The following is a 25,032-nucleotide window of genomic DNA, read 5'->3' on the forward strand; positions in this document are numbered from 1 at the left end:
CACCCTCCGCTGTTCACACTCACCCTGCCACCTCTTCGCTCTGCCCGCCGGACGGCGCCGGGACCAGCCCGGCGTGCCCGCCGGTGGATCCGTGCCCGCCGGTGCCACGCCGGGACCCGGGCAGCTCGGCCACCGGCCGGAACTCGGCCCGGGCGACCCGCTGGACCACGAGCTGCGCGATGCGGTCACCCCGGCTGATCCTGGCCGGTGTGTCCCGGTCGTGGTTGATCAGGTTGACCAGGATCTCACCCCGGTAGCCGGCGTCGACCGTACCGGGCGCGTTGAGCACCGTCACGCCGAGTCTGGCCGCGAGTCCGGATCTGGGGTGCACCAGCCCGACGTAGCCGTCCGGCAGCGCCACCGCCACGCCGGTGGGGACCAGGGCCCGGCCGCCGGGGGGCAGCTCGACGTCCGCGGCGGCCACCAGGTCCGCCCCGGCGTCGCCGGGATGGGCGTACGCCGGCAGTGGCAGCTCCGGGTCGAGCAGCCGCACGGGCACGGGTACGACGTCTGTCACGGTCATCCTCTTCCGTCCGGTCCTGCGGGGTGCCCCTGCCATCCTGCCGGTTGCCGGGCCGCCCGCGCGCCGTACCCTCGTCTGTGTGCGTCAGTCGTCATCTCCGGCCGCCCCGACGGCCACCGCCGCGCCGTACGCGGAGCGCCTCGGGCTGCCCTGGTGGGCCTGGCCGGCCGGGCTGGCCGCGGCCGTCCTGCTCGCGGTCGAGCTGTGGATGGGCGCGACCGGGGTACGCGCGTGGCTGCCGTTCGTCCTGCTGATCCCCGCCGCCGTGGCCGGCCTGTGGTGGCTGGGCCGGATCCGGGTCGAGGTACGTGACGGCGAGCTGCGGGTGGACGACGCCCACCTGCCGGTGCGGTACGTCGCGGACGTGGTGCCGCTGGACGCGGCCGGCCGGCGCGAGGTGCTCGGTGTCGGCTCCGACCCGCTGGCCTTCGTGGTGCAGCGGCCGTGGATCGGCGGCGCGGTGCAGGTGGTGCTGGACGACCCGGCCGACCCGACCCCGTTCTGGGTGGTCAGCACCCGGCATCCGGTCCAGCTGGCGACCGCCCTGCTGGCCGCCCGCGACGCGGCCTGACGGCCCGGCCCGGCGCTGCCGCCGAGGCTCGGCGCAGCCGGTCAGGACGGCTTGTCCGGGAGGGCCCGCGCGGTACGCCGCAGGTCCTTGCGCAGCTGCTCGCCGAGCGCGCGGGTGGCCCGGCGGTTGAGGTAGCCGGCCACGGCGGCGCCGGTCAGGAACGGCCCGAGCGTGGTGAGGTTGCGCCCGAAGCGACGCATCAGGCTGTCGCGTAGTTCGCGGCGGGCGGCGGTGCCGAGCACCGCGCTGACCCCGACACCGGGCATCATCGGGTTGATCCCCCGCTGGGTGGCCCAGGACTGCACGAGCGCCACGGCACGGCCGGTGCCGCCGGCCGGCAGCGCCACCCGGTGGACCTCGTGCAGCTCGCCGATCAGCTTCAGCTCGATCGCCACCACGGCCACCGTCTCGGCGGCCAGCAGCACGGGTGCGGAGAGCAGGGTGGGCGTCACCGCCCACTCGACGGCGGCGACCCCGCCGCCCGCGGCGCCGACCCCGGCGGTGGCGCGGGACGCGTTGCGGACCAGCCGGTCGGCGAGCGCCTCGTCGTCCAGGCCGGGGAAGTGCCGCCGCAGCGTGGCGAGGTCACGGATCGGCACGTGCGGTGCGACCTCGGCGACCGTGTCGGTCATCCAGCGCACCGCGGCACGGGGCTTGAACAGGTCGCTGATCCCGCGGGCGCGGGCCTGCCCGACCAGCCGGGTGAGCAGTTGCCGCCGGCGGGCGGGCGCGATGTCGTCGGCGGTCAGGGCGGCGACGGTGGCGCCCAGCTCCACGGTGTCCGGGCTGTCCGGGCCGGGTACCTCCGGGCCGGGCGTGTCCGGGCCGGCTTGTTCGCTGCGCTCGCTCACCCGTCCGCCCTCCTGCTCCGCGCGGCGTGGCAGCCGCCCGTACGAGTCAAGCAGCTCCCGGCCACGCGCGCACGGCGGCGGCTCGAACAGCGGCGGCCCCGTCGAGGAGGCCGCCGCTGGTGTCCCCGGTCGGGATCAGACGCACTCGCGGCAGATCAGGTCGCCGTTGCGCTCGACCGCCAGCTGGCTGCGGTGGTGGACCAGGAAGCAGCGGGCGCACCGGAACTCGTCCTGCTGCATCGGGAGGACCTTGACCGTGAGCTCCTCGTCGGCCAGATCGGCGCCGGGCAGCTCGAAGCTCTCGGCCACCTCGGCCTCGTCGACGTCCACGGCGCCCGACTGTGAGTCGACCCGCCGGGCCTTGAGCTCTTCCAGGCTGTCCTCGCCGAGGTCGACCTCGTCGCGACGCGGGGCGTCGTAGTCGGTGGCCATCGGTTTCACTCTCCAATATCGATATTGTCGCTGCCGGTTGTAACGCCGGACGACGCCGTTTCGGTTCCCCTGACCGGCCACCATCTCTGTCGGGCACCCGACCCGACGAGCGGTGGGCCGGGCCCGCCGGTGCGAAATGCCCCCGGTGAGCGCGGAACCTTACCCCCCCTGTGGGCGAGGCATGTATACCGCCCTTGCGGGAGAGATGTACGCCTCTGCGCCCGAAGTTGTTCCCAATGTGACTCAGGCGACACGAAGATAGGGGTAGTCCTACCGGTTCACCGCCCGGCGCGCCGGTATGTCGGACTGTTTCCACGCCTGAGCCGGACAAGCGTTAACCTCAGCGGCGTACTGGACGGCCGACCGGTCGCGGCCCGACCGCGTCGCCCGCCACCACCCAATCACTGTCCGGGGAGCGCCCAGGATGAGTTTTGCGCGAGTGCGAGCACTCGTTGTCGTCGGACTGCTGGCGGCTGTCGCCCTGGTCGTCGTGGTCGTCGCCGTGCTGAAGGACAGTCAGGGCACAGCCGGTACGGCGGCCGCCTGCCCGGACGGCTGGCCGCTGGTCGACCTGCGGCTGCGGGAGCAGAAGGACGTCAAGATCAACGTCTACAACGCCACCGACGAGGCCGGCCGGGCCGGCAGCGTCGCGGACGACTTCCGCAACCGCAAGTTCCAGGTCAAGAAGGTCGGCAACGAGAAGAAGGCGTTCGACGGCGTGGCCGAGCTCCGGTTCGGGCCCAAGGCCGTGGGCTCGGCACACCTGCTGCGGGCGTACTTCCTCAACGAGGCCAACCAGGCTTTCGACGCGAACCGCAAGGACGACGTGGTCGACGTGGTACTGGGCAACCAGTTCCAGCAGCTCGCCACCACTACCGAGGTCAACCAGTCGCTCGGCGACCTGGGCGCGCCGCAGGCGCCGCCCGAGACCTGCCCGATGCCGATCGAGAAGTAGCCGACGGCGGCCCGGCGACGCGGGGCGGTCTCCCTCCGGGGAGGCCGCCCCGTCGCGTGTCCGGCGCCGGTCACGGCCCGCCGGAGGCGTCCAGGTCGGCCAGCCGGTCGTGCAGCGGCCCGTGCAGCGCCGGCGGCGCGGCGAGCACCATGTCCGGTCCGGCCGGGCGGCCGGTCAGGCCGGTCACCAGCAGCCCGGCCTCCCGGGCGACCAGCCCGCCGGCGGCCAGGTCCCAGTCGGCCAGCCCCTTCTCGTAGTACGCGTCCACCCGCCCCTCGGCGGCCAGGCAGAGATCGAGCGCGGCGGCGCCCATCCGGCGGATGTCCCGGATGTGCGGGATCAGCTCGGTCACCACCCGCGCCTGGTGCGCCCGGCGGCCGGCGTCGTAGCCGAACCCGGTGGCGACGAGCGCCTGCCCGAGGTCGGTCGCGGTGGAACCCTGCAGCCGCTGCCCGTCGCGCCACGCGCCGCCGCCGAGCGTCGCGGTCCACTCCTCGCCGGTGACGACGTTGCGGACCACCCCGGCGACCACCTCACCGGCCACCTCGGCGGCCAGCGAGACGGCGCAGTAGGGCAGCCCGTACAGGTAGTTCACGGTTCCGTCGATCGGATCGAGGATCCAGCGCACGCCGTCGTCGCCGGCCGGGCCGGTCTCCCCCGCGCCGTACTCCTCGCCCAGCACCGCGTCGCCGGGCCGCCGCTGCCGCAGCGCGGCGACCACCTGCCGCTCCACCGCCCGGTCGGCGGCCGTGACCACGTCGGTCACCGTGCTCTTGGTCGCGGCCACCGAGACACCCTCGACCCGCATCCGGTACGCGGTGGCGGCTGCCTCCCGGGCCACGTCGACAGCGATCGTGAGCAACTCCCGCGCCGTGGGCGTCGAGGTGATCATGTTTCTCCCCTTCCCGCACGATCGGGACCGGCCGTCTCGCGCGCGGGTATCATCCTTACAAAGTCCACATCTGCGCCGAATCTGCGGTCCCGGACCGCGGGTCCGCCGTGCGGCGCGGGATGATCGCGGCAGACGGCGTTACAATTCACCCTGCCCACGCGCCACGGACCGCCAGCGACCGGACGGGCCGGGACACGGGGGTCCTCAACGACTCGCCCGGCGCGGCCGTCCCATGCTGCGCCGGACGACCCGGCCGTGCTCGCTCTTTCGCCTCCGGAAGGTCTTCGTGACAGATCCCCGCCAGACCGGCGCCGACGTTCGCTCGCTCACCGACACCCTGATCGCCCACGCGCAGAGCGCCGGCGGTCAGCTCACGTCGGCCCAGCTCGCGCGCACCGTCGAGTCCGCTGAGGTGACCCCGGCCCAGGCCAAGAAGATCCTCCGCGCACTCTCCGAGGCGGGCGTGACGGTGGTGGTGGACGGCTCGGCGAGCACCCGCCGCCGCGTCGCCGCCGCCCGGTCCGCCACCCCGGCCTCCCGCGCGACCACCGCCAAGACCACCAAGAAGGCCGCCGCGCCCGCCCCGAAGCAGGCTCCGGCCGCCGACGAGTCGCCCGCCCCGGCCCCCCGGAAGGCGACCGCGCGCAAGGCCACCACCGCCGACGTGGCCAAGGCCGCGGCCCCGGCGAAGGCCACCAAGGCGACCCGCGCCACCAAGGCCACGGTGGCGGCGAAGACCGCCGCGGCCAAGCCGGCCAAGGCCGGTGGCAAGGCCGAGGGCCCCGACGGTGAGATCGACCCGGAGGAACTGGCCGCCGAGATCGAGGACGTGGTGGTCGAGGAGCCGGCCGAGCTGACCCAGGCCGCCGAGGCCGACGCGGCCAGCTCCGCCACCGACAACGACTTCGAGTGGGACGACGAGGAGTCCGAGGCGCTCAAGCAGGCGCGCCGGGACGCCGAGCTGACCGCCTCCGCCGACTCCGTGCGGGCGTACCTGAAGCAGATCGGCAAGGTGCCGCTGCTCAACGCCGAGCAGGAGGTCGAGCTGGCCAAGCGGATCGAGGCCGGCCTCTACGCCGCCGAGCGGCTGCGCGCCGCCGACGAGGGCGAGGAGAAGCTGGTCCGCGACCTCCAGCGCGACCTGATGTGGATCTCCCGGGACGGCGAGCGCGCCAAGAACCACCTGCTGGAGGCCAACCTCCGCCTGGTGGTCTCGCTGGCCAAGCGCTACACCGGCCGCGGCATGGCCTTCCTCGACCTCATCCAGGAAGGCAACCTCGGCCTCATCCGCGCCGTCGAGAAGTTCGACTACACCAAGGGCTACAAGTTCTCCACCTACGCCACCTGGTGGATCCGCCAGGCCATCACCCGCGCCATGGCCGACCAGGCCCGCACCATCCGCATCCCGGTGCACATGGTCGAGGTGATCAACAAGCTCGGCCGTATCCAGCGCGAGCTGCTCCAGGACCTGGGCCGCGAGCCCACCCCGGAGGAGCTGGCCAAGGAGATGGACATCACACCGGAGAAGGTGCTGGAGATCCAGCAGTACGCCCGGGAGCCCATCTCGCTCGACCAGACCATCGGCGACGAGGGTGACAGCCAGCTCGGCGACTTCATCGAGGACTCCGAGGCGGTCGTCGCCGTCGACGCGGTGTCGTTCTCGCTGCTGCAGGACCAGCTCCAGCAGGTCCTGCAGACGCTGTCCGAGCGTGAGGCGGGCGTGGTGCGCCTGCGTTTCGGCCTCACCGACGGCCAGCCGCGCACCCTGGACGAGATCGGCCAGGTGTACGGCGTGACCCGGGAACGCATCCGGCAGATCGAATCCAAGACCATGTCCAAGTTGCGGCACCCCTCGCGTTCCCAGGTGCTCCGCGACTACCTGGACTGACCGCGCACGTCAACAAATCGTGCCGGTTTGATCACCAACCGTAGAACACTCTTTGGTGATCGTTCGGTTGCCTGTTTGTGATCGTTGACGTGGCACCCTTGGTGCACGGCACACTGTCCTCCACGCCAGGTGTGACCTCGGTCCCCCGCGGGCACACAGGGAAGGCAGGGCCCGAGATGGGTGTTGCACGATAGGTGAGCAACCGAAGAGAGTGTTCATCGGTGACGACCAGAGGAGGAAGGCGATGACCCCGACCCTCACGCCGCCGCCCGAGACGGTGAGCCCCCCGGCCGCCGATGAACGGTGCGACCGCTGCAATGCTGCCGGCAAGCTCCGGATCACTCTGGCGGGTGGGAGCGAGCTGGTGTTCTGTGGGCACCACGCGAACAAGTACGCGGAGGATCTGATCAAGATCACCGTGCGCTACGCGTCGGACCCGGAGTTCAGCTGGCGAGGCGCCGATCTGATGGCGAACTGAGGTCCGACAAGAAGTCCACAACCCGACATGACCGGCCGGAGGCACCCGCAAGGGGAGCCTCCGGCCGGTTTTTCGTGCGGGTGCCGCCTGATGCCGCGCGGTGCCGTCCGGTGTTAAGGAGGGGCCCCTGCTCTACCGGAGGCGTTAACAGGGGGCCCTTCCTTACAGGGTCTGCACGGTGGCGATGCGCTCCTCGAGCTGCTCGATCGTGGCCTGCGCGCTGGGCGGGCCGCCGCAGATCCGGCGCAGCTCGGCGTGGATCTTCCCGTGCGGCTGGCCGGTGTGGTGGTGGCGGGCGGCCACCAGGGCGTTCAGCTGCCGCCGTAGCGCCACCCGACGCTGGGCGGCACTCATCGGTGGGGGCGCCGCCGCCGGGGCCGCAGCGGCCGGCTCAGCGGTCCGCTGGGCGGCCCGGCGCTTCTGCGCGGCGAGCTGCTCGGCCTGCCGCTTCGTCAGCAGCAGCGAGACCTGGTCGGCGGTGAGCAGACCGGGCAGACCGAGGTATTCCTCCTCCTCGGGCGTGCCGGCCTGGGCGGCGGTGCCGAACGAGGCGCCGTCGAAGATCACCTGGTCCAGCTCGGCGGTCGCGGAGAGCGCCGCGAAACGCTTCTCCAGCTCCCCGCTGGCGCCGTCGTCGCGCTGGGCGCGCTCCAGCAGGTCGTCGTCGAAGCCCTCGCGGTCCTTCGGCTTGCCGAGCACGTGGTCCCGCTCGGCCTCCATCTCGCTGGCGAGCCCGAGCAGGTGCGGCACGCTGGGCAGGAAAACCGACGCGGTCTCGCCGGAACGGCGGGCCCGGACGAACCGGCCGATCGCCTGCGCGAAGTACAGCGGGGTGCTGGCACTCGTCGCATACACGCCGACGGCGAGCCGGGGGATGTCGACGCCCTCGGACACCATCCGCACCGCGACCAGCCACCGCTGCTGGGAGGCGGCGAACGTCGCGATCCGCGCGGACGCGCCCTGGTCGTCGGAGAGCACCACGGCGGCCTTCTCACCGGTCACCTGCTCCAGCAGCTTCGCGTACGAGCGGGCCACCTGCTGGTCGCTGGCGATGACCAGGCCGCCGGCATCAGGCATGCCGTTGGCGCGCAGCACGCTCAGCCGGGCGTCGGCGGCGCGCAGCACCTGCGGCATCCAGTCGCCGGCCGGGTCCAGCGCGGTACGCCACGCCTGGGCGATCAGGTCCTGCGTCATCGGCTCGCCGAGGCGGGCGGCCAGTTCCTCACCGGCGTTCGTGCGCCAGCGGGTCTCCCCCGAGTACGCCAGGAACAGCACCGGCCGGACCACGCCCTCGCGCAGCGCGTCGGAGTAGCCGTAGACCGAGTCGGCGCGCGAGCGCAGCAGCCCGTCGCCGCCGCGCTCGTAGCTGACGAACGGGATCGGGTTGTCGTCGGAGCGGAACGGCGTACCGGTGAGCATCAGCCGGCGTACCGCGGGCTCGAAGGCCGCCTTCACGCCGTCGCCCCAGGTACGCGAGTCGCCGGCGTGGTGGATCTCGTCCAGGATGACGAGCGTGCGCCGGGTCATGGTGCGCCGCCGGTGCACCTGCGGCGCCATGCCCACCTGGGCGTAGGTGACCACCGCGCCGTGGAAGTCGGCGGCGGAGTGCAGGTCGGCGTTGCGGAACGCGGCGTCGAGCTGGATGCCGACCCGGGCGGCGGCCTGTGCCCACTGGGTCTTCAGGTGCTCGGTCGGCGCGACCACGGTCACCGCCTCGACGGTGCCGTCGGCGAGCAGCTCGGCGGCGATGCGCAGCGCGAACGTGGTCTTGCCGGCGCCGGGCGTGGCGACCGCGGTGAAGTCCTCGGTCCGGCGGCGCAGGTATTCGACGAGCGCCTTGCGTTGCCAGGCGCGCAGGGGCGGGAACGTGTCGAGCGTCGGCATCCGCGGTGGCACGCGTAGCTCCTCTCCGCCGCGGACGGCGGCGGGCCCGACCGGGGCCACGGGAGCCGCCGCCCATGAAAACGCCCTCGCGCATCCGGTGCCGCGAAGGCCGGTTCAGCATAACCAGCGCGGGCCGTACGCCCCACTCGACGCCACGCCTGTCACATCCGCCCGTCCCGGCGCAGGGCGGGTCAGGTCAGTGGTCCCCGGGTGCCGGTGCGTGGCGGCCGCATCGTCGCCACCGGGGCGGACCAGCGCCGGCGCAGCGCGATCAGGCGCAGCCCGAACACGAGCAGCACGGCGCCGGTCAGCGGCACGGCGGTGGCCTGTCCGCACGCCGACAGCAGCGCCACAGTGATCGCTCCAGCGAGCGCCGCGAGGGCGTAGATCTCGCGGCGCAGCACCACCGGGATCTCGCCGGTGAGCAGGTCCCGGCCGAGACCGCCGCCGATGGCGGTGAGCATGCCGATCATGCAGGCGCCGACCGCCGGCACGGCGGCGTCGAGGGCCTTGAGCGTGCCGGTGACGGTGAACAGGCCGAGGCCGGCGGCGTCGAGCACCAGCACCGTGGTGCGCAGCCGGGCGAGCTGGGGGTGCAGCCAGAACACGGCCGTGGCGACGACCGCCGCGGTGGCGGCGTAGCGCCAGTCGGCGAACGCCAGTGGGGGCACCTCGTCGATGGCCAGGTCGCGGAAGATGCCGCCGCCGAGCGCGGCGACCACGCCGACGAAGACCACGCCGAACAGGTCGAGCCGTTTCGCCACCGCCGCGGAGGCGCCGGAGGCGGCGAAGACCGCCACGCCGGTCAGGTCGGCGAGAAGCAGGGCGGTGGAGGTGGTCACCGCCGCAGGTTACGTCCAGGGGCCGCGGAGCCGCCCGCTGTCACTCGGAGTACGAGTCGTAGATCTCCTTGCACTTCGGGCAGACGGGCGAACCCGGCTTGGCCGCCTTGGTGACCGGGAACGTCTCGCCGCAGAGTGCGACCACGTAGGTGCCCATGACGGCACTCTCGGCGATCTTCTCCTTGCGGACGTAGTGGAACATCTCCGGACCAGTGTCCGCGTCCTTCAGCTCGGGACGCTCGAGAACCTCTGTGCTCACGACTACACCTCCGGCGTTCCAGTTTTGCAGGTCGGTCCGCCCCGGTCCACCTGGGCCCCGGCCGGAAGCGGCCCGTACGGTAACCGACGTGACCAACTTTCACATCAGTCTCGGTAGTGAGGTGGCCGACGCCCTGCGGGACGGCCGCCCGGTCGTGGCGTTGGAGAGCACGATCGTCTCGCACGGGCTGCCCCGCCCGGACAACCTGCGGGTGGCGCGCGAGATCGAGCAGGCGGTACGGGACGCGGGGGCGGTGCCGGCCACCATCGGCATGGTCGCCGGCGAGCTGCGGGTGGGGCTGGACGACGCCCAGCTCACCCGGCTCGCCACCGTCGACGGCGTGAGCAAGCTCTCGGTCCGTGATCTGGCCCCGGCGGCGGCGACCTGCGCTGACGGCGCCACCACCGTGGCGGCCACGAGCGCTGTCGCGGCGGCGGCCGGGATCGGCGTGTTCGCCACCGGTGGGCTCGGCGGCGTGCACCGGGAGGCGGCGCAGACGTTCGACGAGTCGGCCGACCTGGTCACGCTGGCCCGGACGCCGATCGCCGTGGTCTGCGCCGGGGTGAAGTCGATCCTCGACGTGGGCGCCACGCTGGAGCGGCTGGAGACGCTCGGGGTGGGCGTGGTCGGCTACCGCACCCGCCGCTTCCCCGGCTTCTACCTGACCGACTCGGGCTTCGACCTGGACTGGTCGGTCGAGTCGCCGGAGCAGGTGGCGGACGTGGCGGCCGCCCGCGCGGCGCACGGCGTGCACCACGGTGGCCTGGTGGTGGCCAACCCGCTGCCCGCCGACGAGCAGCTCGACCCGGCGCTGCACGACCGCACGCTCGCCGAAGGGCTGGCCGCGCTGGCCCGCGAGGGGATCACCGGCAAGGCGGTCACCCCGTTCCTGCTGTCGCACTTCCATTCGGCGACCGAGGGCGCGAGCCTGGCGGTGAACGTCCGGATCATCCTGCGTAACGCCGACCTCGCGGCCCGGATCGCGGTCGCCGCGGCGACCCGCCGCGCCCCATGAGCGCCACGCCGCGAATAGTCGTCGTCGGCGACGTGATCACCGACGTGCTCGCGGTGCTGTCCGGGCCGCTCGCCACCGGCTCGGACACCGCGGCCGGGATCCGGTTCAGCGGCGGCGGGCAGGCGGCGAACACCGCGGCCTGGCTCGCCGGGCAGGGCGCCGCGGTGACGCTGGTCGCCGCCGTCGGCGACGACGAGACCGGCCGGGAGCGGGTGGCCGAGCTGACCCGGATCGGTGTGGACTGCGCGGTGGAGCGGCACGAGGGCTACCCGACCGGCACCGTCATCGTGCTCGCCCACGACGGGGAGCGCACGATGATCAGCCAGCGGGGCGCGAACCTGCGGCTGACCGCCGGGCACGTGGACGCGGCGCTGGCCGCCGCGCCCGACGCCGGGCATCTGCACCTGTCCGCGTACACCCTGTTGGACGTCGGGTCGCGCGGCGCCGGCCTGCGCGCGCTGGCCACCGCCCGCGAGCGCGGGCTGACCGTCAGCGTCGACGCGGCGTCCGCGGCGCCGCTGCGGCGCGTCGGCGGGGCGTTCCTGACCTGGGTACGCGACGTCGACCTGCTGCTGGTCAACACGGACGAGGCGACGGTGCTGGCCGGCGGGCTGGACCCGGCGGCGCAGGCGCGGGCGCTGACAGCCGTGGCGCACCGGGTGGTGGTCAAGCGCGGAGCGGCGGGCGCGGTGTGGGTGGAGCGCGGCGGTGTGGTGGAGTTCGCGCCGGCGCCCGGGGTGGACGTGGTGGACGTGACCGGCGCCGGCGACGCGTTCGCAGCCGGGCTGCTCACCGCGTGGCTGGCCGGGGCCGACCCGCGTGCCGCGCTGGCCCGCGCCGGTGACCTGGGCGCGCTCGCCGTGACGACGGTGGGCGCCCGCCCGGCGCCCTGACGGCGGTGGCCGGTCCGGGCGGTGCTCCGCCCGGGCCGGTCAGGGCTCGGCGTCGATGATCTTGTGCGGGTTCTCCTCGGCGGTCAGGGCCGTGGGGGCGGGCTCCTCGCGGCGCCGGTTCTGGAACCGGTTCGCCAGCCGGTGCTCCTCCTTGGGCGGCCGGTCGTTGGCGAGCAGCACGGCGAGCCAGGGCACGAGCACCATGCCGAGCGCGCACAGCGGCAGCCAGAGCCAGAGCAGTGGGGCCTTCGCGCCGACCAGGATCGCGCCCGCCACCAGACACGCGACCCGGATGGCCATCATCAGCACGTATCGCTTCTGCCGGCTGTTGAGCTGGTCGTCCTGGCTGCGCGGGGCGTCGGTGATCAGTATCGGCTGGTACGCCTGACGCTTCACCACGGACCTCCTACGAGGGGATAGGGCCCATCCTGTCACTCCGGACGGATGATCGGCGAAATTCGTGACAGCCGGACGCGTGTTACGTGCGTGGTACGCTTCGCCCGTGGCCAACCGGTTCAGCTTCACCGACGAGGCGCTGGCGAACCTGCGGGTCTACGACGTCACACCCGGGGAAGTCTGGGAGGCCCTGCACAGCAACCGCCGGGTCATCCGGCACCTCGGTGACGACGTGATGGTGGTCTACGCCACCGACCACCGGGGACGGCGGCTCGCCGTGCTGCTGGCCGAGGCCGACGGCACCGACAACGACTGGGACATCCTCTCCGCCCGCGAGCTGAGCGACGTCGAGGCCAAGCGCTACGACGAGGCGGTGCGGAGATCACGCCGACGAGGAGGCGGTCACGATGCATCGTGACGAGGCGACCAAGCGGTTCCACGCCGGAGGCGACGCGTTCGCCGAGCTGATCGACGACACGTCACCGGCGCAGCTGCCCACCCCCGACACCGACGTGCCGATGGTCAGCCGGTCGGTCCGGCTTCCGCTGGAGACGTACGAGCGGGTCCGCGCCGCCGCCGACGCGCGCGGCATCGGCGTGACCACGTTGATGCGGCAGTGGATCGAGGCCGGCCTGGCCGACCTGGACGACTCCGCCACCGTCTCGCTGGCCGACGTGCGCCGGGCGCTGGCGTCGCTGTCCCGCCCGACCGCAGCCTGACCGCTCACGCCTCGGGGCCGGCCTCGCCGAGCGCCTCCCGCCCGATCGGCGAGGCGGGGGACTCCGGCGGCCGGTGCCAGGCCCGGCGGGCGTCGGCGAACGCGACGATCGCCAGCACGACTGCCACCGCACCGAGCGCGAACATCGCCGGCACGGCCGCCAGCGCGGGCAGGAGCAGCACCAGCACCACCAGCCCGGCCAGCCGGGGGCGGGACACCCGGCCGAAGATCTCGTACTCGAACCGGGAGCGGGCGGCCAGGAACAGCGCCGGGCCGCCCACCACGAAGACCAGCCAGCTCGGCCGGGCCGTGTCGTACGGGTGGGTGATGACCAGCTCGTAGCCGACCGCCGCGCCGATCACGCCGAGCACCATGAACAGGTGGGTCTGCGCCGCCGACTCGGCCAGCCGTCCCGGCGTGCCGGCCACCCGCAGCGCCTCCGCGAGCAGGTGACCGGCCCGGTAGAAGTAGATCCGCCAGAGCAACGCCGTGATCACAAACGAGATCGCGAACGCCACCGCCGCGTCGCCGGAGAACTCCTTCCCGCTGAAGGTCACGCCGATCACCAGGATCGACTCACCGAGCGCGATGAGGAAGATCTGCTGGTAGCGCTCGGCCAGGTGCTCCCCGGCGACGAGCCACTGCCGGATGCGCGAGGCCCCGATCCACGGCAGCGGCCAGCCCAGAATCGTGCCGAGGTGGTCCACCGCCAGCGCGACGACCCACAGCGCCAGGCGGGGACCGGGCATCAGCGCGCCGGCGATCCAGAGCGGGGCGCTGAATCCCGCCCAGGCGGCCAGCCGCAGCGGCACCAGGCGCCGCGGGTGCGCGCGCAACGCCACCAAGATCAGCAGCGGCCGGCCGACCATCACCACCACGTACGCGAGCGCGAACGGCAGCGCCCGCTCCTCCAGGGCGCGCGGCAGCGTCACGCCCAGCACCAGGCTGCCGAACATCGTGCCGACCACGACGACCTGGATGACGGTGCGCTCCGGCTCGTACCGGCTGGTCACCCAGGTGGTGATCGTCCAGACCTGCCAGAGCACCAGGAACAGCAGCAGGGTCCTGCCCACGTCGGCGGCCACCGCCCCGGCGGAGCCGTCCAGACCGCTGATCAGCCGCTGGGAGACCCGGGTCAGCGCGAACACGAAGACCAGGTCGAAGAAGAGCTCCAGAAAGGTGGCCCGCCCGGGACTGGACGCGGTACGCAGCAGCGCCCCGCCCCGCTGCTCGGTCATCGTCCGCCCCCGTCCCCCCGTCCTGGCAACAAACGACAGGGACGGCGGGCCGGTTGCGGCGGCGGGCGGCGGATCAGCCCTTCGCGGCCTTCGCCTCCGCCTTCATCCGCTGCTTGAACTCGCGTACGCGGCGCAGCGACTCCGGATCGGTCACGTCCGCGACCGACCGGTGGGCGTCCGCGTCGCCGTAGTCGCCGGCCGCCTCGCGCCAGCCGTCCGGGGTGATCCCGAACCGCTTGCCGAGCAGCGCGACGAAGATCTGTGCCTTCTGCCGGCCGAACCCGGGCAGCTCACCCACCCGGCGCAGCAGCTCCCGGCCGTCTGTCACGTCGGACCAGAGCCGGGCCGGGTCGCCGTCGTAACGCTCGACGAGCGCCCGGCACACCTCCTGAACGCGGGCCGCCATCGCCTTGGGGAAGCGGTGCAGCGCGGGCGGCCGGGCGAAGATCTCCACCAGCGCCTCCGGGTCGTACCCGGCCAGCTCCGCGGCGTCGGGCTCGTGGCCGAGCCGCTGCGCCAGCACGTACGGGGAGGAGAACGCCTTCTCCATCGGCACCTGCTGGTCCAGCACCATGCCGAGGAGCAGGGCCAGCGGGCTGCGGCCCAGCAGTTCGTTCGCCTGCGGGTCGATGGGCAGTGACAGCGTCATGGGGACCATAGTGCCGCGCCGCCCGCCGGTCAGGGGCGGCGACTCCCCGACCACGTGACGCGGCCCGGCGGACCCCTGGGAGGTCCACCGGGCCGCGGCCCACGGTGTGGTCAGGTCACCGGTGTCGTCAGTTGACGACGAAGAGCAGCCGGTTCGGCGAGCCCGAGCCCGGGCTGGTCACCTTGCCGGTGGTGGCGTTGCTGGTCAGGTAGCTGGCCACCTGAGCCGGGGTGTAGGAGGTGTTGGCGGACAGGACGAGCGCCGCCGCGCCGGCCACGTGCGGGGACGCCATCGAGGTGCCGCTGATCGTGTTGGTGGCGGTGTCGCTGGTACGCCACGCCGAGGTGATCGACGAACCCGGGGCGAAGATGTCCACGCAGGAGCCGTAGTTCGAGTAGGAGGCACGGGCGTCGGTGCTGGTGGTGGCGCCCACCGTGATCGCCGAGGCGACCCGGGCCGGCGACGAGTTGCACGCGTTGGCGCTGGAGTTGCCGGCCGCGAGCGCGTACGTGATGCCGGAGTTGATCGAGTTGGCCACCGCGTTGTCCAGCGTGGTGCTGGCGCCGCCGCCGAGGCTCATGTTCGCCACGGCCGGCTTCACCGCGTTCGAGGTGACCCAGTTGACGCCGCTGATCACGCCGGCGGTGGTGCCGCTGCCGGAGCAGTTGAGCACCTTGACGGCGACCAGGCGCACGCCCTTGGCCACGCCGTACTTGGTGCCGCCGACGGTGCCGGCGACGTGGGTGCCGTGGCCGTTGCAGTCGGTGTTGTTGGTGTCGACGGTGTTGGTGCCCCAGGTGGCCCGGCCGCCGAAGTCGCTGTGCGTGGTGCGGATGCCCGTGTCGATGATGTAGGCGCGCACGTTGCTGGCGGTGTTCGGGTAGGTGAAGGTGCTGTTCAGCGGCAGGTTGCGCTGGTCGATCCGGTCCAGGCCCCAGGTGGCGCCGGTCTGGGTGCCCTGGGTGGTCATGACGCGGTCCTGCTCGACGTACGCGACGGACGGGTCGGCGGCGAGCCGGCGCGCCTGGGCGGGGGTCATCTTCGCGCTGTAGCCGGTGAGAGCGGCGCTCCACACCGTGCCGACGTTGCCGCCGTAGCGCTTGGCCAGGCCGGCGGCCCGGTCCGGCACGGCGGTACGGGCGGCGAGGGTGTTCGCGGTGCCGACCGCGTCGCCCTTGAGCACGACCACGTAGCTGCCGCTGACGGCGTCGGCGGCACCGGCGTACCGGATCTCCCCGGTGGGTGCGGCGAGAGCGGGCGTGGAGGCGGCGGCGGCGAAGGCCGCGGCGGCGGCCGTGACGGCGAGCGCACGCAGCGCGCGGCGCCGGGGAAGGGACACGTCGGGCATCGTCTGGCTCCCTACCGGGGCAGCCCGGTTTGTGGCCGGATCACCCCATCGACGGATGTTGGCAGGAATGCTAACCAGAGATCGATAAACATGAAAGAGATAGTTGCCGATAGATACGGTCCACGTTATGGATCGGCGGGTGCGCGCCACGCCGGACGACGCCCGAGGCAGGATGAGCACGTGGACCGTCACGACATGCTGCTCTCCCCCGCCGGGGTCGACGCGCTGCGCACCGCGCTGACGCTCGCCCGCTTCACCGCCAACGGGATCGCCGACCGCCTGGGCCCGCAGACCACCGGCGCGGTGGCCCGCAACGACTACCGGGCCGCGCTGCGCGCCACCGAGGACCGGGACCGGCTGGCCACGCTGATCCGCGTCTTCATCTGCGACCAGACCGAGCCGGAGGCGGCGGTCGCCGACGCGCTGGCTCCGCTGGCGCTGGACGAGGCGCTGGCCGGTGGCATCGTGGAGCGGCACGGCGACGGCCTGCGCGCCGGGGTCGACCTGGAGCCGTACGGCGACGACTGGTGGGTGCTCGCCGACGTGCCCGCCAGTGCGCGGCCCGGGCGCCCGCTGCACTCCGAGCACGTGCTGGGCATCGGCGGCGCCACCCAGACGCTGATCTCGGCCGCCGTGCGCCCGGTCGTGGACACCGCGCTCGACCTGGGCACCGGTTCCGGCGTGCAGGCGCTGCACCTGGGCACCCACGCCCGCCGGGTCACCGCCACCGACGTCTCCGAGCGGGCGCTGCGGTTCGCCGCCACCACCGCCGCGCTCAACGGTCAGGACTGGGAGCTGCTGCGCGGCGACATGGTCGCCCCGGTGGCCGGGCGCCGCTTCGACCTGGTGGTCAGCAACCCGCCGTTCGTGGTCGGCCCGGGCACCACCACGCACGTCTACCGGGACTCCGGGCGGGTCGGCGACGCGATCGGCGCGGAGCTGGCCGCCGCCGCGCCGGACCTGCTCACCGAGGGCGGCACCATGCAGTACCTGGCGAACTGGGTGCACGTCACCGGCGAGGACTGGGCCGAGCGGGTCACCGGCTGGTTCGCCGGCACCGGCCTGGACGCCTGGGTGATCCAGCGCGAGGTGGCCGACCCGATGGCGTACGTGAACCTGTGGCTCACCGACGTCGGCGAGAGCGCCGACCCGCAGCGGATGGCGGCCTGGCTGGACTGGTTCGACGCGCACAAGGTCGAGGCGATCGGCTTCGGCATCGTCTCGCTGCGCCGCTCCGGCCACGACCAGCCGGTCGTGCGGGTGGAGGACCTGCGCCAGCGGGTCGAGCCGCCGCTGGGCGACCGGATCGGCGAGTGGTTCACCAGGCAGGACTGGCTGCGCGCCCGGGACACCGAGGGCCTGCTCGCCGCCCGCTACCGTGCCGCCGAAGGGCTCCAGCTCCGGCAGGAGGCCACCATGGGCGACGACGGCTGGGCGGTGGACCGGCAGGTCCTGGCCGTGCCGCGCGGCCTGCGCTGGTCGGAGGAGATCGACCCGCTGGTGCTCGCCCTGGTCGGCGGCGCCGACGGCCGGCTGCCGCTGCGCGACCAGCTCGCCCTGCTGGCCGCCGCGCACGACGTGGCGCCGGACGAGCTGGCCGAGGCGGCCGGACCGATCGTGGCGCACCTGGTCGAGCGCGGCATCGTCGAGCCGGTGACCGACTGATGCGGGCGGTGGTGCAGACCGTCGGCCGGGCCCGGGTGACTGTCGGCGACGAGGTGACCGGCGAGATCTCCGACGGGCTGCTGGTGCTGCTCGGCGTCACCCACACCGACACCCCCCAGGTGGCCGCCACGATGGCCCGCAAGCTGCACGAGCTGCGCATCCTCGACGACGAGCGCAGCGCCGCCGACGTCGGGGCGCCGCTGCTCGTGGTCAGCCAGTTCACGCTCTACGGCGACGCCCGCAAGGGCCGGCGGCCGAGCTGGACCGCCGCCGCTCCGGCCGAGGTGGCCGAACCCCTGGTGGACGCCGTGGTCGAACAGCTGCGGTCCCGGGGCGCGAAGGTGGAGACCGGCCGGTTCCGCGCCCACATGCTGGTGGAGAGCGTCAACGTCGGTCCCCGGACCCTCGTGCTCGACCTTTAGAAGAACAGGCCCCGGCGGGACAGCGACTGCCGCAGCCAGCCGTCGAGCTGGGCGGCCCAGTCCGTGTGGTCCGCGGTCGCGTGGTCCACGGTGAACCGGCCGAACGCGTCGCGGCCCTCGGTGAACAGGCCGCCCCGCTTGTCCAGCTCCAGCACCACGTGGACCTGGCGCGGATCGGTCACGAAGGTGACCTCCAGCTGGTTCATCGCGCCCGCGTACTGCGGCGCCGGGTAGAACTCGATCTCCTGGTAGAACGGCAACTGCTGGTGCAGGCCGTAGATGTGTCCGCGCTCGACGTCGGCACGGGCGAAGCGGAAGCCCAGCCGCAGCAGCGCCTCCAGCAGCCGCTCGTGGGCCGGCAGCGGGTGCACCGCCACCGGGTCCAGGTCACCCTTGTCCATCGCCCGCGCCACCTCCAGCTCGGTACGCAGACCCATCGTCATGCCGTGCAGGTGCTGGCCGTACAGGTCGGTCAGCGGGGTCTCCCAGGGCACCTGGAAGCGGAACGGCACGTCGTGACGCTGCCCCGGCTCCAGCCGGAACGGGCCGGTCATCTGGGCCCGGCCGAACTCCTGGTTGACGTCGTACTCGCTGTCGGAGCTCTCCACCTCGACCCGCGTGACCAGGCCGAGTGCGATGTAGCTCACGTCCACCGGGTGGTCACCGCCGACCACCTGGATCCGGCCCTCCAGAACGCCGCCCGGGCGGCAGTTCGGGTTGGCCAGCACCGTCTCCACCGACGGTCCGCCCACACCCATCGCCTGCATGAGCCGCTTGAAGACCACCACGTTCTCCGATCGTCAGTGCCGGGCCGGCCCCGACGGCCGGTCGGTGGCACGGTAACCGCGCCGGGCAAGGGAATGCCGGATTCCCACGTGGATTCCTGTCGGGTCCCCGATCGCCTCACTCCCGTCTCACGCCCCGACCGCCAAGCTGTTTGTCATCGGCCACCACCGCGTGGGCGGCACGGGACCGGTAGGCACGTCGGACACGGGGAGAACAGAGATGACCCAGCAGATGATCGAGCACCAGGACATGGACGTCACCCTCACGGACCTCGACGCCACCGACGAGCGCGGCGTCTCCACCGACCTGGTCCGGGCGTACCTGAACGGCATCGGCCGCACCAAGCTGCTCACCGCGGCGCAGGAGGTCGAGCTGAGCAAGCGGATCGAGGCCGGCCTCTTCGCCGAGGAGAAGCTGGCCACCTGCACCCCCGTCTCCGCCGAGCTGCGCGCGGACCTGGCGCTGATCGCGGCCGAGGGCCGCGCCGCCAAGGACCACCTGCTGGAGGCCAACCTGCGGCTGGTGGTGAGCATCGCCAAGCGCTACACCGGTCGCGGCATGGCCTTCCTCGGCCTCATCCGCGCCGTCGAGAAGTTCGACTACACCAAGGGCTACAAGTTCTCCACCTACGCCACCTGGTGGATCCGCCAGGCCATCACCCGCGCCATGGCTGACCAGGCCCGCACCATCCGCATCCCGGTGCACATGGTCGAGCAGGTCAACCGGATGGTCCGGGTACGCCGCGAGCTGTCGGTGACGCTGGGCCGCGAGCCCACTGTGAGCGAGGTCGCCACGGCGCTGGAGATCCCGGAGTTCCAGGTGATCGAGCTGATCTCCTACGACCGGGAGCCGGTCAGCCTGGACCAGGCCGTCGGCGAGGACGGCGAGAGCGCGCTCGGCGACTTCGTCGCCGCCGTCGACCCGCGAACCGAGCCGGGCGACGCCGCCACCAACGGCGAGCTGCGCAACGAGGTCCGCATCGTGCTGGCCACGCTGTCCCAGCGGGAGCAGGCGGTGATCCGGCTGCGCTTCGGCCTGGACGACGGCCGGCAGCGCACGCTGGACGAGGTCGGCCGCGAGTTCGGCCTGTCCCGGGAGCGGATCCGGCAGATCGAGAAGGTCACGCTGCTCAAGCTGCGCGACCCGGAGCGGGCGAACCGGCTGGAGGCGTACGCCTGCTGATCCATCCCTGCCCCGACAGGCCCCGGCGGTTCGCCGGGGCCTGTCGTGCTTGACCTGCGCGCTCCCACCGTATACAACCGACTGGTTACACAACCAGGAGGTTATAAACGTGCCCGCGGATCTGCTCGACGCCACCTTCGCCGCGCTCGCCGACCCCACCCGGCGCGCCATCCTCACCCGGCTGGCCGCCGGCGAGGCGACTGTCACCGAACTGGCCGAGCCGTTCGCGATGAGCCAGCCGGCCGTCTCCAAGCACCTCAAGGTGCTCGAACGCGCCGGCCTGGTCACCCGGGGCCGGGACGCGCAACGCCGTCCCTGCCGGCTCGACGCCCGGCCGCTGCGGGAGGCGGTCGCGTGGCTGGCGGACTACCGGGACTACTGGGCCGAGAGCTACGCGCGACTGGACGAGGTGCTCGCCGAACTGACCGCCGGGGAGCAGCGGTGACCGGCCTGACCGTGAGCCTGCCCGGCGACCGGGAGATCCGGCTCAGCCGCGACTTCGCCGCTCCGCGCCACCTCGTGTTCGCCGCCTTCACCCGCCCCGAGTTGCTGGTCCGCTGGTGGGGCGCCCGCGGCTGGCACCTCGTCGAGTGCGAGGTGGACCTGCGGGTGGGCGGACGGTGGCGGTTCGTCTCCCGAGGGCCGGACGGCGACCTGATGGGCCAGGGCGGCACGTACCGGGAGGTCGACCCGCCCGCGCGACTGGTCTGCACCGAACTCTTCGACGACCAGTCCTATCCGGGCGAGACACTCGTCCGCCACGACTTCACCGGCTCGGCGGACCGGACGACAGTCGTCACCCACCTGCGGTACGCCACCGCGCAGGGGCGCGACACCGTCCTGCGCTATCCGATGACCCGCGGCCTGAGCGAGGCGTTCGACCGGCTCGCGGCAGTGCTGCACACCGATTCGACGACAGGAGCGACGACATGAACTGGACGCTGGAAGTGGTGGTCGTACCGGTCTCCGACCTGGACCGGGCCAAGGAGTTCTACGCGCAACGGCTCGGCTTCGACCTCGACCACGACACCGATCTGGGCGGCGCGGGGCGGATCGTCCAACTCACTCCCCCGGGCTCCGGCTGCTCGATCGTCCTCGGCCGGGGCGTCGTACCGGAGATGCCGCCGGGCTCGCTCAAGGGCGTGCAACTGGTCGTACCGGACCTGGAACGGGCGCGCGCCGAACTGGTCGAGCGGGGCGTCGAGGTGAGCGAGATCCAGGTGATGGGCCAGAACCCGTACCCGGTGCCGCACCCGCTGGACAACGTCGGCTTCGCGTTCTTCCGCGACCCGGACGGCAACGAGTGGTCGGTGCAGCAGATCTCCGCGCGCGGCTGAGGTCTACAACCTTCGCGGGCCGGTGTCCGGGCGGGCGGCCTCGGCGCCGGTGCGCACGGCGGCGTGCAGCACCGAGATGCCGTCCGGCCGGGCCAGCACCGGATTCAGCGTGAGCGACCGCACCCGGGGCTGCTCGTCGGCGAGCCGGCCGACCCGCACCAGCAGGTCGACAAGGGCCGCCCGGTCCACCGGCGCGGCGCCCCGGTGCCCGCGCAGCAGCGGCGCCGCGCGGGGCTCGTCGACCAGCTCGGCGGCGTCCCGGTCGGTGAGCGGGACCGCGCGCCAGGCCCGGTCGCCCAGCAGCTCGGTCGCCACGCCACCCAGCCCGAACCCGACCACCGGCCCGAACGCCGGATCCTCCACCAGCTCCACCACGCACGCCACACCCGGCGCGACCATCGGCTGCACCAGCACCTCCGCGCCGAACACCGGGGCCATCTCGGCGTACGCGCGGCGCAGCGCGGCGGCGTCGGCCAGGTCGAGGCGTACCGCGCCGAGGTCGAGGCGGTGCCGCAGCCCGGGCGCGGCGGCCTTGAGCGCCACCGGCCAGCCGAGCCGGTCGGCCGCCGTCAGCACCTCGTCGGCGCTGCCGGCCGGCACCGACTCCACCACGTCGATCCCGTACGCGCGCAGCAACGCCGCCGAGTCGGCCCCGTCCGGGCGCAACGCGGCGTGCCCGGCCGCCCGGTCCACGTCGGCCAGTTCCGGCAGCACGCCCGGTGGCCGGCGCAGCCAGTCCGCGTACGCGGTCACCCGGCCCAGCGCGCGTACCGCCTCCTCCACGCTCGGGTACGCCGGCACCCCGGCCGGCACCAGCCCGGCCAGGAACGTCGCCACCACCGGCTTGCCGGTGACCTTCGCGTCGGGCAGCGCCGCGGCGAAGTCGGCCACCGGGTCGGCGAGCTGGCCCGGCAGCGGCGGCGCGAACACCGCCACCACGGCGTCCACCCGCTCGTCGGCCACCGCGTCACCGAGCGCGGCGGCGTACGCGGCGGCACCGGCGCTCGGCCCCACGTCCTGCGGGTAGCCGTCGGCGACTGCCAGTCCCTGGGCGGCGCAGGCGGTCGCGGCCAGCCCGGTCAGCGCCGACGAGTTGCCCACCACCGCGACCCGCCGCCCGGCCGGCAGCGGCTGGTGGGCCAGCAGCACACCCACGTCGAGCAGTTCGGACACGGTGTCCACCCGGATCACACCGGACTGGGCGAACAGCGCGCTCACCGCCGCCGCGTCCAGCGCGGGTGCCTCCCCCACGCCCGGCGGCCGCGCCAGCGAGGCGAGTGCCACCACCGGCTTGCTGCGGCCGATGCGCCGGGCCAGCCGGGCGAACTTGCGCGGGTTGCCGAACGTCTCCAGGTAGAGCGTGATGACGTCGGTGGCCGGGTCGTCCTGCCAGTACTGGAGCAGGTCGTTGCCGGACACGTCGGCCCGGTTGCCGGCCGACACGAAGCTGGACAGGCCGAGCCCGCGCCGGGACGCCTCGGCCAGCAGCGCCACCCCGAACGCGCCGGACTGGCTGAACACGCCGACCCGGCCCGCCGCCGGCAGCACCGGGGCGAGCGTGGCGTTGAGGCGTACCGCCGGGTCGGTGTTGGCGACGCCGAGGCAGTTCGGGCCGACCACCCGCATGCCGGCCAGGTGCGCGGCGCGGACCAGCGCGCGCTGCGCCGCCGCGCCGGCCGGGCCGGACTCGGCGAACCCGGCCGAGATCACCACCAAGCCGTGCGCGCCGGCGCGTGCGGCGTCGTGCACCACGTCGGTCACCGCGTCCGGCGGGACCGCCACCACGGCGAGGTCGACGTCCTGGCCGGCGTCGGCCGCCGACGGGTACGCGGGCAGCCCCGCCACCGTCGCCGCGCTCGGGTGCACCGGCACGATCGCCCCGGCGAAGCCGCCGTCGCGCAGGTGCCCGAGCAGCGCCGCGCCGACGCCCTGGCCGGTGGTGCTGGCGCCGTACACGGCGATGCCACGCGGCGCGAGCAGCCGGGCGATCGACCGGGCCTCGGTGCGGTGCTCCCGGCCGCGCTGCACCGCAAGCGTCGCCTCGGTGGGCGCGATCGGGAAGCTCAGGTGCACCACGCCGTCGGCGTACTGGCGCTGGACCTGGTAGCCGAAGTCGGCGAAGACCCGCAGCATCGTCCCGTTGGCCGGGAGCACCTCGGCGACGAAGTGCACGATCCCGTGGCGCCCGGCCGCGTCGGCCAGGTGCTCCAGCAGCACCGAGCCGATGCCCCGGCCCTGGTAGGCGTCCTCGACCACGAACGCCACCTCGGCCTCGGGCGAGGCGGGGCCGAGCCGCTCGTAGCGGCCGACGGCGACGATCCGCTCGCCGGCCAGCACCACGAACGCCTCCCGGTCGCGGTGGTCGACGTTGACGAAACGCTTCAGGTCGCGTTCCGGGATACGCGGGTACGGCGAGAAGTACCGCAGGTATCGGGTGCGCTCCGAGAAACGGCCGTGCATGGCCACGATCTCGGGCGCGTCCTCCGGACGGATCGGTCGCAACTGGACGGTCGTGCCGTCGCTGAGCAGCACGTCCAGCGGTTGTTCGACGGTGGTCACCGGTCGATCCTCCCCTGCCGCCGGCTCAGTCGCGCGGGTCGTGCGGATCGAGCCCGAGCAGCGGGAAGACGGCCTTGCGGGTGGCCGCGACGGCCCGGTCCACCGCGTTCGGCTCGCCGCTGGGCTGCCACGGCAGGTACGACGGGTCCACGTCGTCGGTCATCCGCAACGGCACGTCGTGCCCGGGTAGCCGCCGCGCGGCCAGCTCCCGCCAGCCGGGCGGGGTCAGCATCGCCGGGTCGACCGGCTCACCGGTGGCGATCGCGAGCAGGTGCGTCCACGCCCGGGGCACCACCTCGACCAGCGCGTACCCGCCGCCGCCGGTGGCGACCCAGCGACCGTCGCACAGCTCGTCGGCGAGCGCCCGCAGCGAGCGGTACGTGGCCCGCTGCCCGTCCACCGACAGGTGCAGGTCGGCCAGCGGATCCTTGCGGTGCCCGTCGGCGCCGCACTGGGTGACGAGCACCTGCGGCCGGAACGCGCGCAGCACCGACGGCACGATCGCGTGGAACGCCCGCTGCCAGCCCGCGTCACCCACACCCGGGGGCAGCGGCACGTTCACAGCGGTGCCCTCCGCGCCCGGGCCGCCGGTCTCGTCCGGGAACCCGGTGCCGGGGAACAATGCGAGCGGCGTCTCGTGCAGGCTGATCGTGAGGACCCGCGGGTCGCGGTAGAAGATCTCCTGCACGCCGTCGCCGTGGTGCACGTCCACGTCCACGTACGCGATGCGCTGCGCGCCGAGGTCGAGCAGCCGCGCGATGGCCACGGCCGGGTCGTTGTAGACGCAGAACCCGGCGGCGCGGGCGGGCATGGCGTGGTGCAGCCCGCCCGCGACGCTGACCGCGCGCCGGGCGTCGCCGCGCCACACCGCCTCGGCCGCGGCCGTCGTGGCGCCGGCGATCAGCGCGCTCGCGTCGTGCATCCCGTCGAAGACCGGATTGTCCGAGGTGCCCAGACCGAAGCCGGCGAACAGCGGGTCACGCGGCGCGGACCGGACCGCCTCCAGGTAGGCCGGATCGTGTACGCGGGTGAGCAGCGCGTCGTCGGCCGGCTCGGGCTTGACCAGCCGTACGCCGGGCCGGTCCAGCACACCCAGTTCACGGGCGAGCGCCATGGTCAGCTCGACCCGCACCGGGTCGAGGGGATGGTCGCCCATGTCGTAGGCGAGGAGAGCCTCGTCCCACACCACCACCGTGTCGTCGGCCATGCGGCCATCGTCGCACGTGGTCCGGGACGCGCCCACCAGTCG

At 73.5% G+C, this 25,032-nt stretch carries 28 protein-coding genes; 14 read left to right on the forward strand and 14 right to left on the reverse strand.

Annotated features, from left to right (window positions below):
- Positions 1-19: 19 nt before the first annotated feature.
- On the reverse strand, positions 20-517 hold the full coding sequence (gene dut / locus OC439_RS12535; RefSeq protein WP_181726802.1) for a dUTP diphosphatase: 498 nt from the start codon (positions 515-517) through the stop codon (positions 20-22).
- Positions 518-602: 85 nt separating this feature from the next.
- Between dut and OC439_RS12540 the strand changes: the two genes are divergently transcribed.
- Positions 603-1,094 carry a DUF3093 domain-containing protein gene (locus OC439_RS12540; protein ID WP_194803000.1) on the forward strand — a complete coding sequence of 164 codons (492 nt, stop codon included), beginning with the start codon at positions 603-605 and terminating at the stop codon, positions 1,092-1,094.
- A 41-nt stretch (positions 1,095-1,135) separates the two neighbouring features.
- Here OC439_RS12540 and OC439_RS12545 read toward each other — a convergent pair whose 3' ends face one another.
- Together OC439_RS12545 and OC439_RS12550 are read right to left on the reverse strand one after the other, a co-directional pair.
- On the reverse strand, positions 1,136-1,870 hold the full coding sequence (locus OC439_RS12545) for a hypothetical protein (protein WP_262013653.1): 735 nt from the start codon (positions 1,868-1,870) through the stop codon (positions 1,136-1,138).
- Positions 1,871-2,080: 210 nt separating this feature from the next.
- A complete protein-coding gene (locus OC439_RS12550; protein ID WP_013284790.1) occupies positions 2,081-2,377 on the reverse strand; it encodes a DUF4193 domain-containing protein in 297 nt (98 codons plus the stop codon).
- 439 nt (positions 2,378-2,816) lie between these two features.
- Between OC439_RS12550 and OC439_RS12555 the strand changes: the two genes are divergently transcribed.
- Positions 2,817-3,332 carry a LytR C-terminal domain-containing protein gene (locus OC439_RS12555; RefSeq protein ID WP_262013654.1) on the forward strand — a complete coding sequence of 172 codons (516 nt, stop codon included), beginning with the start codon at positions 2,817-2,819 and terminating at the stop codon, positions 3,330-3,332.
- 70 nt (positions 3,333-3,402) lie between these two features.
- Here the strand turns inward: OC439_RS12555 and OC439_RS12560 are convergent, their stop codons facing one another.
- Positions 3,403-4,224 (reverse strand): inositol monophosphatase family protein, encoded by an 822-nt coding sequence (locus tag OC439_RS12560; protein WP_262013544.1) that lies wholly within the window; start codon positions 4,222-4,224, stop codon positions 3,403-3,405.
- Positions 4,225-4,510: 286 nt separating this feature from the next.
- Here OC439_RS12560 and OC439_RS12565 point away from each other — a divergent pair, with 286 nt between their 5' ends.
- Together OC439_RS12565 and OC439_RS12570 are read left to right on the forward strand one after the other, a co-directional pair.
- Complete coding sequence (locus OC439_RS12565) at positions 4,511-6,112, forward strand: RNA polymerase sigma factor (protein WP_121684303.1); 1,602 nt, start codon at positions 4,511-4,513, stop codon at positions 6,110-6,112.
- Between the two features lie 244 nt (positions 6,113-6,356).
- On the forward strand, positions 6,357-6,590 hold the full coding sequence (locus OC439_RS12570; RefSeq protein ID WP_262013545.1) for a hypothetical protein: 234 nt from the start codon (positions 6,357-6,359) through the stop codon (positions 6,588-6,590).
- A 162-nt stretch (positions 6,591-6,752) separates the two neighbouring features.
- Here the strand turns inward: OC439_RS12570 and OC439_RS12575 are convergent, their stop codons facing one another.
- The 3 genes from OC439_RS12575 to OC439_RS12585 all read right to left on the reverse strand — a co-directional run bounded on the left by OC439_RS12575 (position 6,753) and on the right by OC439_RS12585 (position 9,575).
- Positions 6,753-8,486, reverse strand: coding sequence for a DEAD/DEAH box helicase (locus tag OC439_RS12575; protein WP_262013546.1), 1,734 nt, complete (start codon positions 8,484-8,486; stop codon positions 6,753-6,755).
- A 179-nt stretch (positions 8,487-8,665) separates the two neighbouring features.
- Entirely contained in the window at positions 8,666-9,316 is a 651-nt protein-coding gene (locus tag OC439_RS12580) for a trimeric intracellular cation channel family protein (protein WP_262013547.1), read from the reverse strand.
- 40 nt (positions 9,317-9,356) lie between these two features.
- On the reverse strand, positions 9,357-9,575 hold the full coding sequence (locus tag OC439_RS12585; RefSeq protein WP_091579574.1) for a DUF3039 domain-containing protein: 219 nt from the start codon (positions 9,573-9,575) through the stop codon (positions 9,357-9,359).
- Between the two features lie 88 nt (positions 9,576-9,663).
- Here OC439_RS12585 and OC439_RS12590 point away from each other — a divergent pair, with 88 nt between their 5' ends.
- Both OC439_RS12590 and OC439_RS12595 read left to right on the forward strand, forming a co-directional pair.
- A complete protein-coding gene (locus OC439_RS12590) occupies positions 9,664-10,590 on the forward strand; it encodes a pseudouridine-5'-phosphate glycosidase (RefSeq protein ID WP_262013548.1) in 927 nt (308 codons plus the stop codon).
- Positions 10,587-11,483 (forward strand): carbohydrate kinase family protein, encoded by an 897-nt coding sequence (locus OC439_RS12595; RefSeq protein WP_262013549.1) that lies wholly within the window; start codon positions 10,587-10,589, stop codon positions 11,481-11,483. The genes OC439_RS12590 and OC439_RS12595 overlap by 4 nt, the downstream gene beginning before the upstream one ends.
- A 39-nt stretch (positions 11,484-11,522) precedes the next feature.
- Here OC439_RS12595 and OC439_RS12600 read toward each other — a convergent pair whose 3' ends face one another.
- On the reverse strand, positions 11,523-11,879 hold the full coding sequence (locus tag OC439_RS12600; RefSeq protein WP_013284780.1) for a DUF3099 domain-containing protein: 357 nt from the start codon (positions 11,877-11,879) through the stop codon (positions 11,523-11,525).
- Positions 11,880-11,985: 106 nt separating this feature from the next.
- Between OC439_RS12600 and OC439_RS12605 the strand changes: the two genes are divergently transcribed.
- Positions 11,986-12,297, forward strand: a complete 312-nt coding sequence (locus OC439_RS12605; protein WP_262013550.1) for a hypothetical protein — start codon at positions 11,986-11,988, stop codon at positions 12,295-12,297.
- Positions 12,287-12,598 carry a hypothetical protein gene (locus OC439_RS12610; RefSeq protein ID WP_262013551.1) on the forward strand — a complete coding sequence of 104 codons (312 nt, stop codon included), beginning with the start codon at positions 12,287-12,289 and terminating at the stop codon, positions 12,596-12,598. Before OC439_RS12605 ends, OC439_RS12610 begins: the two co-directional genes overlap by 11 nt.
- Positions 12,599-12,602: 4 nt before the next feature.
- Here the strand turns inward: OC439_RS12610 and OC439_RS12615 are convergent, their stop codons facing one another.
- From OC439_RS12615 to OC439_RS12625, 3 genes are all read right to left on the reverse strand, one after another.
- Positions 12,603-13,835 carry a low temperature requirement protein A gene (locus OC439_RS12615; RefSeq protein WP_262013552.1) on the reverse strand — a complete coding sequence of 411 codons (1,233 nt, stop codon included), beginning with the start codon at positions 13,833-13,835 and terminating at the stop codon, positions 12,603-12,605.
- A 73-nt stretch (positions 13,836-13,908) separates the two neighbouring features.
- Entirely contained in the window at positions 13,909-14,493 is a 585-nt protein-coding gene (locus tag OC439_RS12620) for an HhH-GPD-type base excision DNA repair protein (RefSeq protein WP_135238934.1), read from the reverse strand.
- 118 nt (positions 14,494-14,611) lie between these two features.
- Positions 14,612-15,832 (reverse strand): S8 family peptidase, encoded by a 1,221-nt coding sequence (locus OC439_RS12625; protein WP_262013553.1) that lies wholly within the window; start codon positions 15,830-15,832, stop codon positions 14,612-14,614.
- A gap of 180 nt (positions 15,833-16,012) precedes the next feature.
- Here OC439_RS12625 and OC439_RS12630 point away from each other — a divergent pair, with 180 nt between their 5' ends.
- Both OC439_RS12630 and dtd read left to right on the forward strand, forming a co-directional pair.
- Complete coding sequence (locus OC439_RS12630; RefSeq protein WP_262013554.1) at positions 16,013-17,497, forward strand: methyltransferase; 1,485 nt, start codon at positions 16,013-16,015, stop codon at positions 17,495-17,497.
- Positions 17,497-17,919 carry a D-aminoacyl-tRNA deacylase gene (gene dtd, locus OC439_RS12635; protein ID WP_262013555.1) on the forward strand — a complete coding sequence of 141 codons (423 nt, stop codon included), beginning with the start codon at positions 17,497-17,499 and terminating at the stop codon, positions 17,917-17,919. The genes OC439_RS12630 and dtd overlap by 1 nt, the downstream gene beginning before the upstream one ends.
- On the opposite strand, the gene OC439_RS12640 is transcribed toward dtd, so the two are convergent.
- On the reverse strand, positions 17,916-18,704 hold the full coding sequence (locus OC439_RS12640) for a sporulation protein (RefSeq protein WP_262013655.1): 789 nt from the start codon (positions 18,702-18,704) through the stop codon (positions 17,916-17,918). The two genes, dtd and OC439_RS12640, sit on opposite strands and share 4 nt — an antisense overlap.
- A 220-nt stretch (positions 18,705-18,924) precedes the next feature.
- Here OC439_RS12640 and sigB point away from each other — a divergent pair, with 220 nt between their 5' ends.
- The 4 genes from sigB to OC439_RS12660 all read left to right on the forward strand — a co-directional run bounded on the left by sigB (position 18,925) and on the right by OC439_RS12660 (position 21,224).
- The gene (gene sigB / locus OC439_RS12645) at positions 18,925-19,887 is read left to right on the forward strand and encodes an RNA polymerase sigma factor SigB (RefSeq protein WP_262013556.1); all 963 of its coding nucleotides are present in this window, start codon (positions 18,925-18,927) and stop codon (positions 19,885-19,887) included.
- 109 nt (positions 19,888-19,996) lie between these two features.
- Positions 19,997-20,332 (forward strand): ArsR/SmtB family transcription factor, encoded by a 336-nt coding sequence (locus OC439_RS12650; protein ID WP_262013557.1) that lies wholly within the window; start codon positions 19,997-19,999, stop codon positions 20,330-20,332.
- The gene (locus OC439_RS12655) at positions 20,329-20,820 is read left to right on the forward strand and encodes an SRPBCC family protein (protein WP_262013558.1); all 492 of its coding nucleotides are present in this window, start codon (positions 20,329-20,331) and stop codon (positions 20,818-20,820) included. Before OC439_RS12650 ends, OC439_RS12655 begins: the two co-directional genes overlap by 4 nt.
- On the forward strand, positions 20,817-21,224 hold the full coding sequence (locus OC439_RS12660) for a VOC family protein (protein ID WP_262013559.1): 408 nt from the start codon (positions 20,817-20,819) through the stop codon (positions 21,222-21,224). The genes OC439_RS12655 and OC439_RS12660 overlap by 4 nt, the downstream gene beginning before the upstream one ends.
- A 3-nt stretch (positions 21,225-21,227) precedes the next feature.
- On the opposite strand, the gene OC439_RS12665 is transcribed toward OC439_RS12660, so the two are convergent.
- Together OC439_RS12665 and OC439_RS12670 are read right to left on the reverse strand one after the other, a co-directional pair.
- Positions 21,228-23,783 carry a bifunctional GNAT family N-acetyltransferase/acetate--CoA ligase family protein gene (locus tag OC439_RS12665; protein WP_262013560.1) on the reverse strand — a complete coding sequence of 852 codons (2,556 nt, stop codon included), beginning with the start codon at positions 23,781-23,783 and terminating at the stop codon, positions 21,228-21,230.
- Positions 23,784-23,808: 25 nt separating this feature from the next.
- Positions 23,809-24,990, reverse strand: coding sequence for an acetoin utilization protein AcuC (locus OC439_RS12670; RefSeq protein ID WP_262013561.1), 1,182 nt, complete (start codon positions 24,988-24,990; stop codon positions 23,809-23,811).
- Between the last annotated feature and the right edge of the window lie 42 nt (positions 24,991-25,032).

This window comes from Micromonospora sp. Mcm103 (genome assembly GCF_024519755.1).
Classification (GTDB): Bacteria; Actinomycetota; Actinomycetes; order Mycobacteriales; family Micromonosporaceae; genus Micromonospora; species Micromonospora aurantiaca.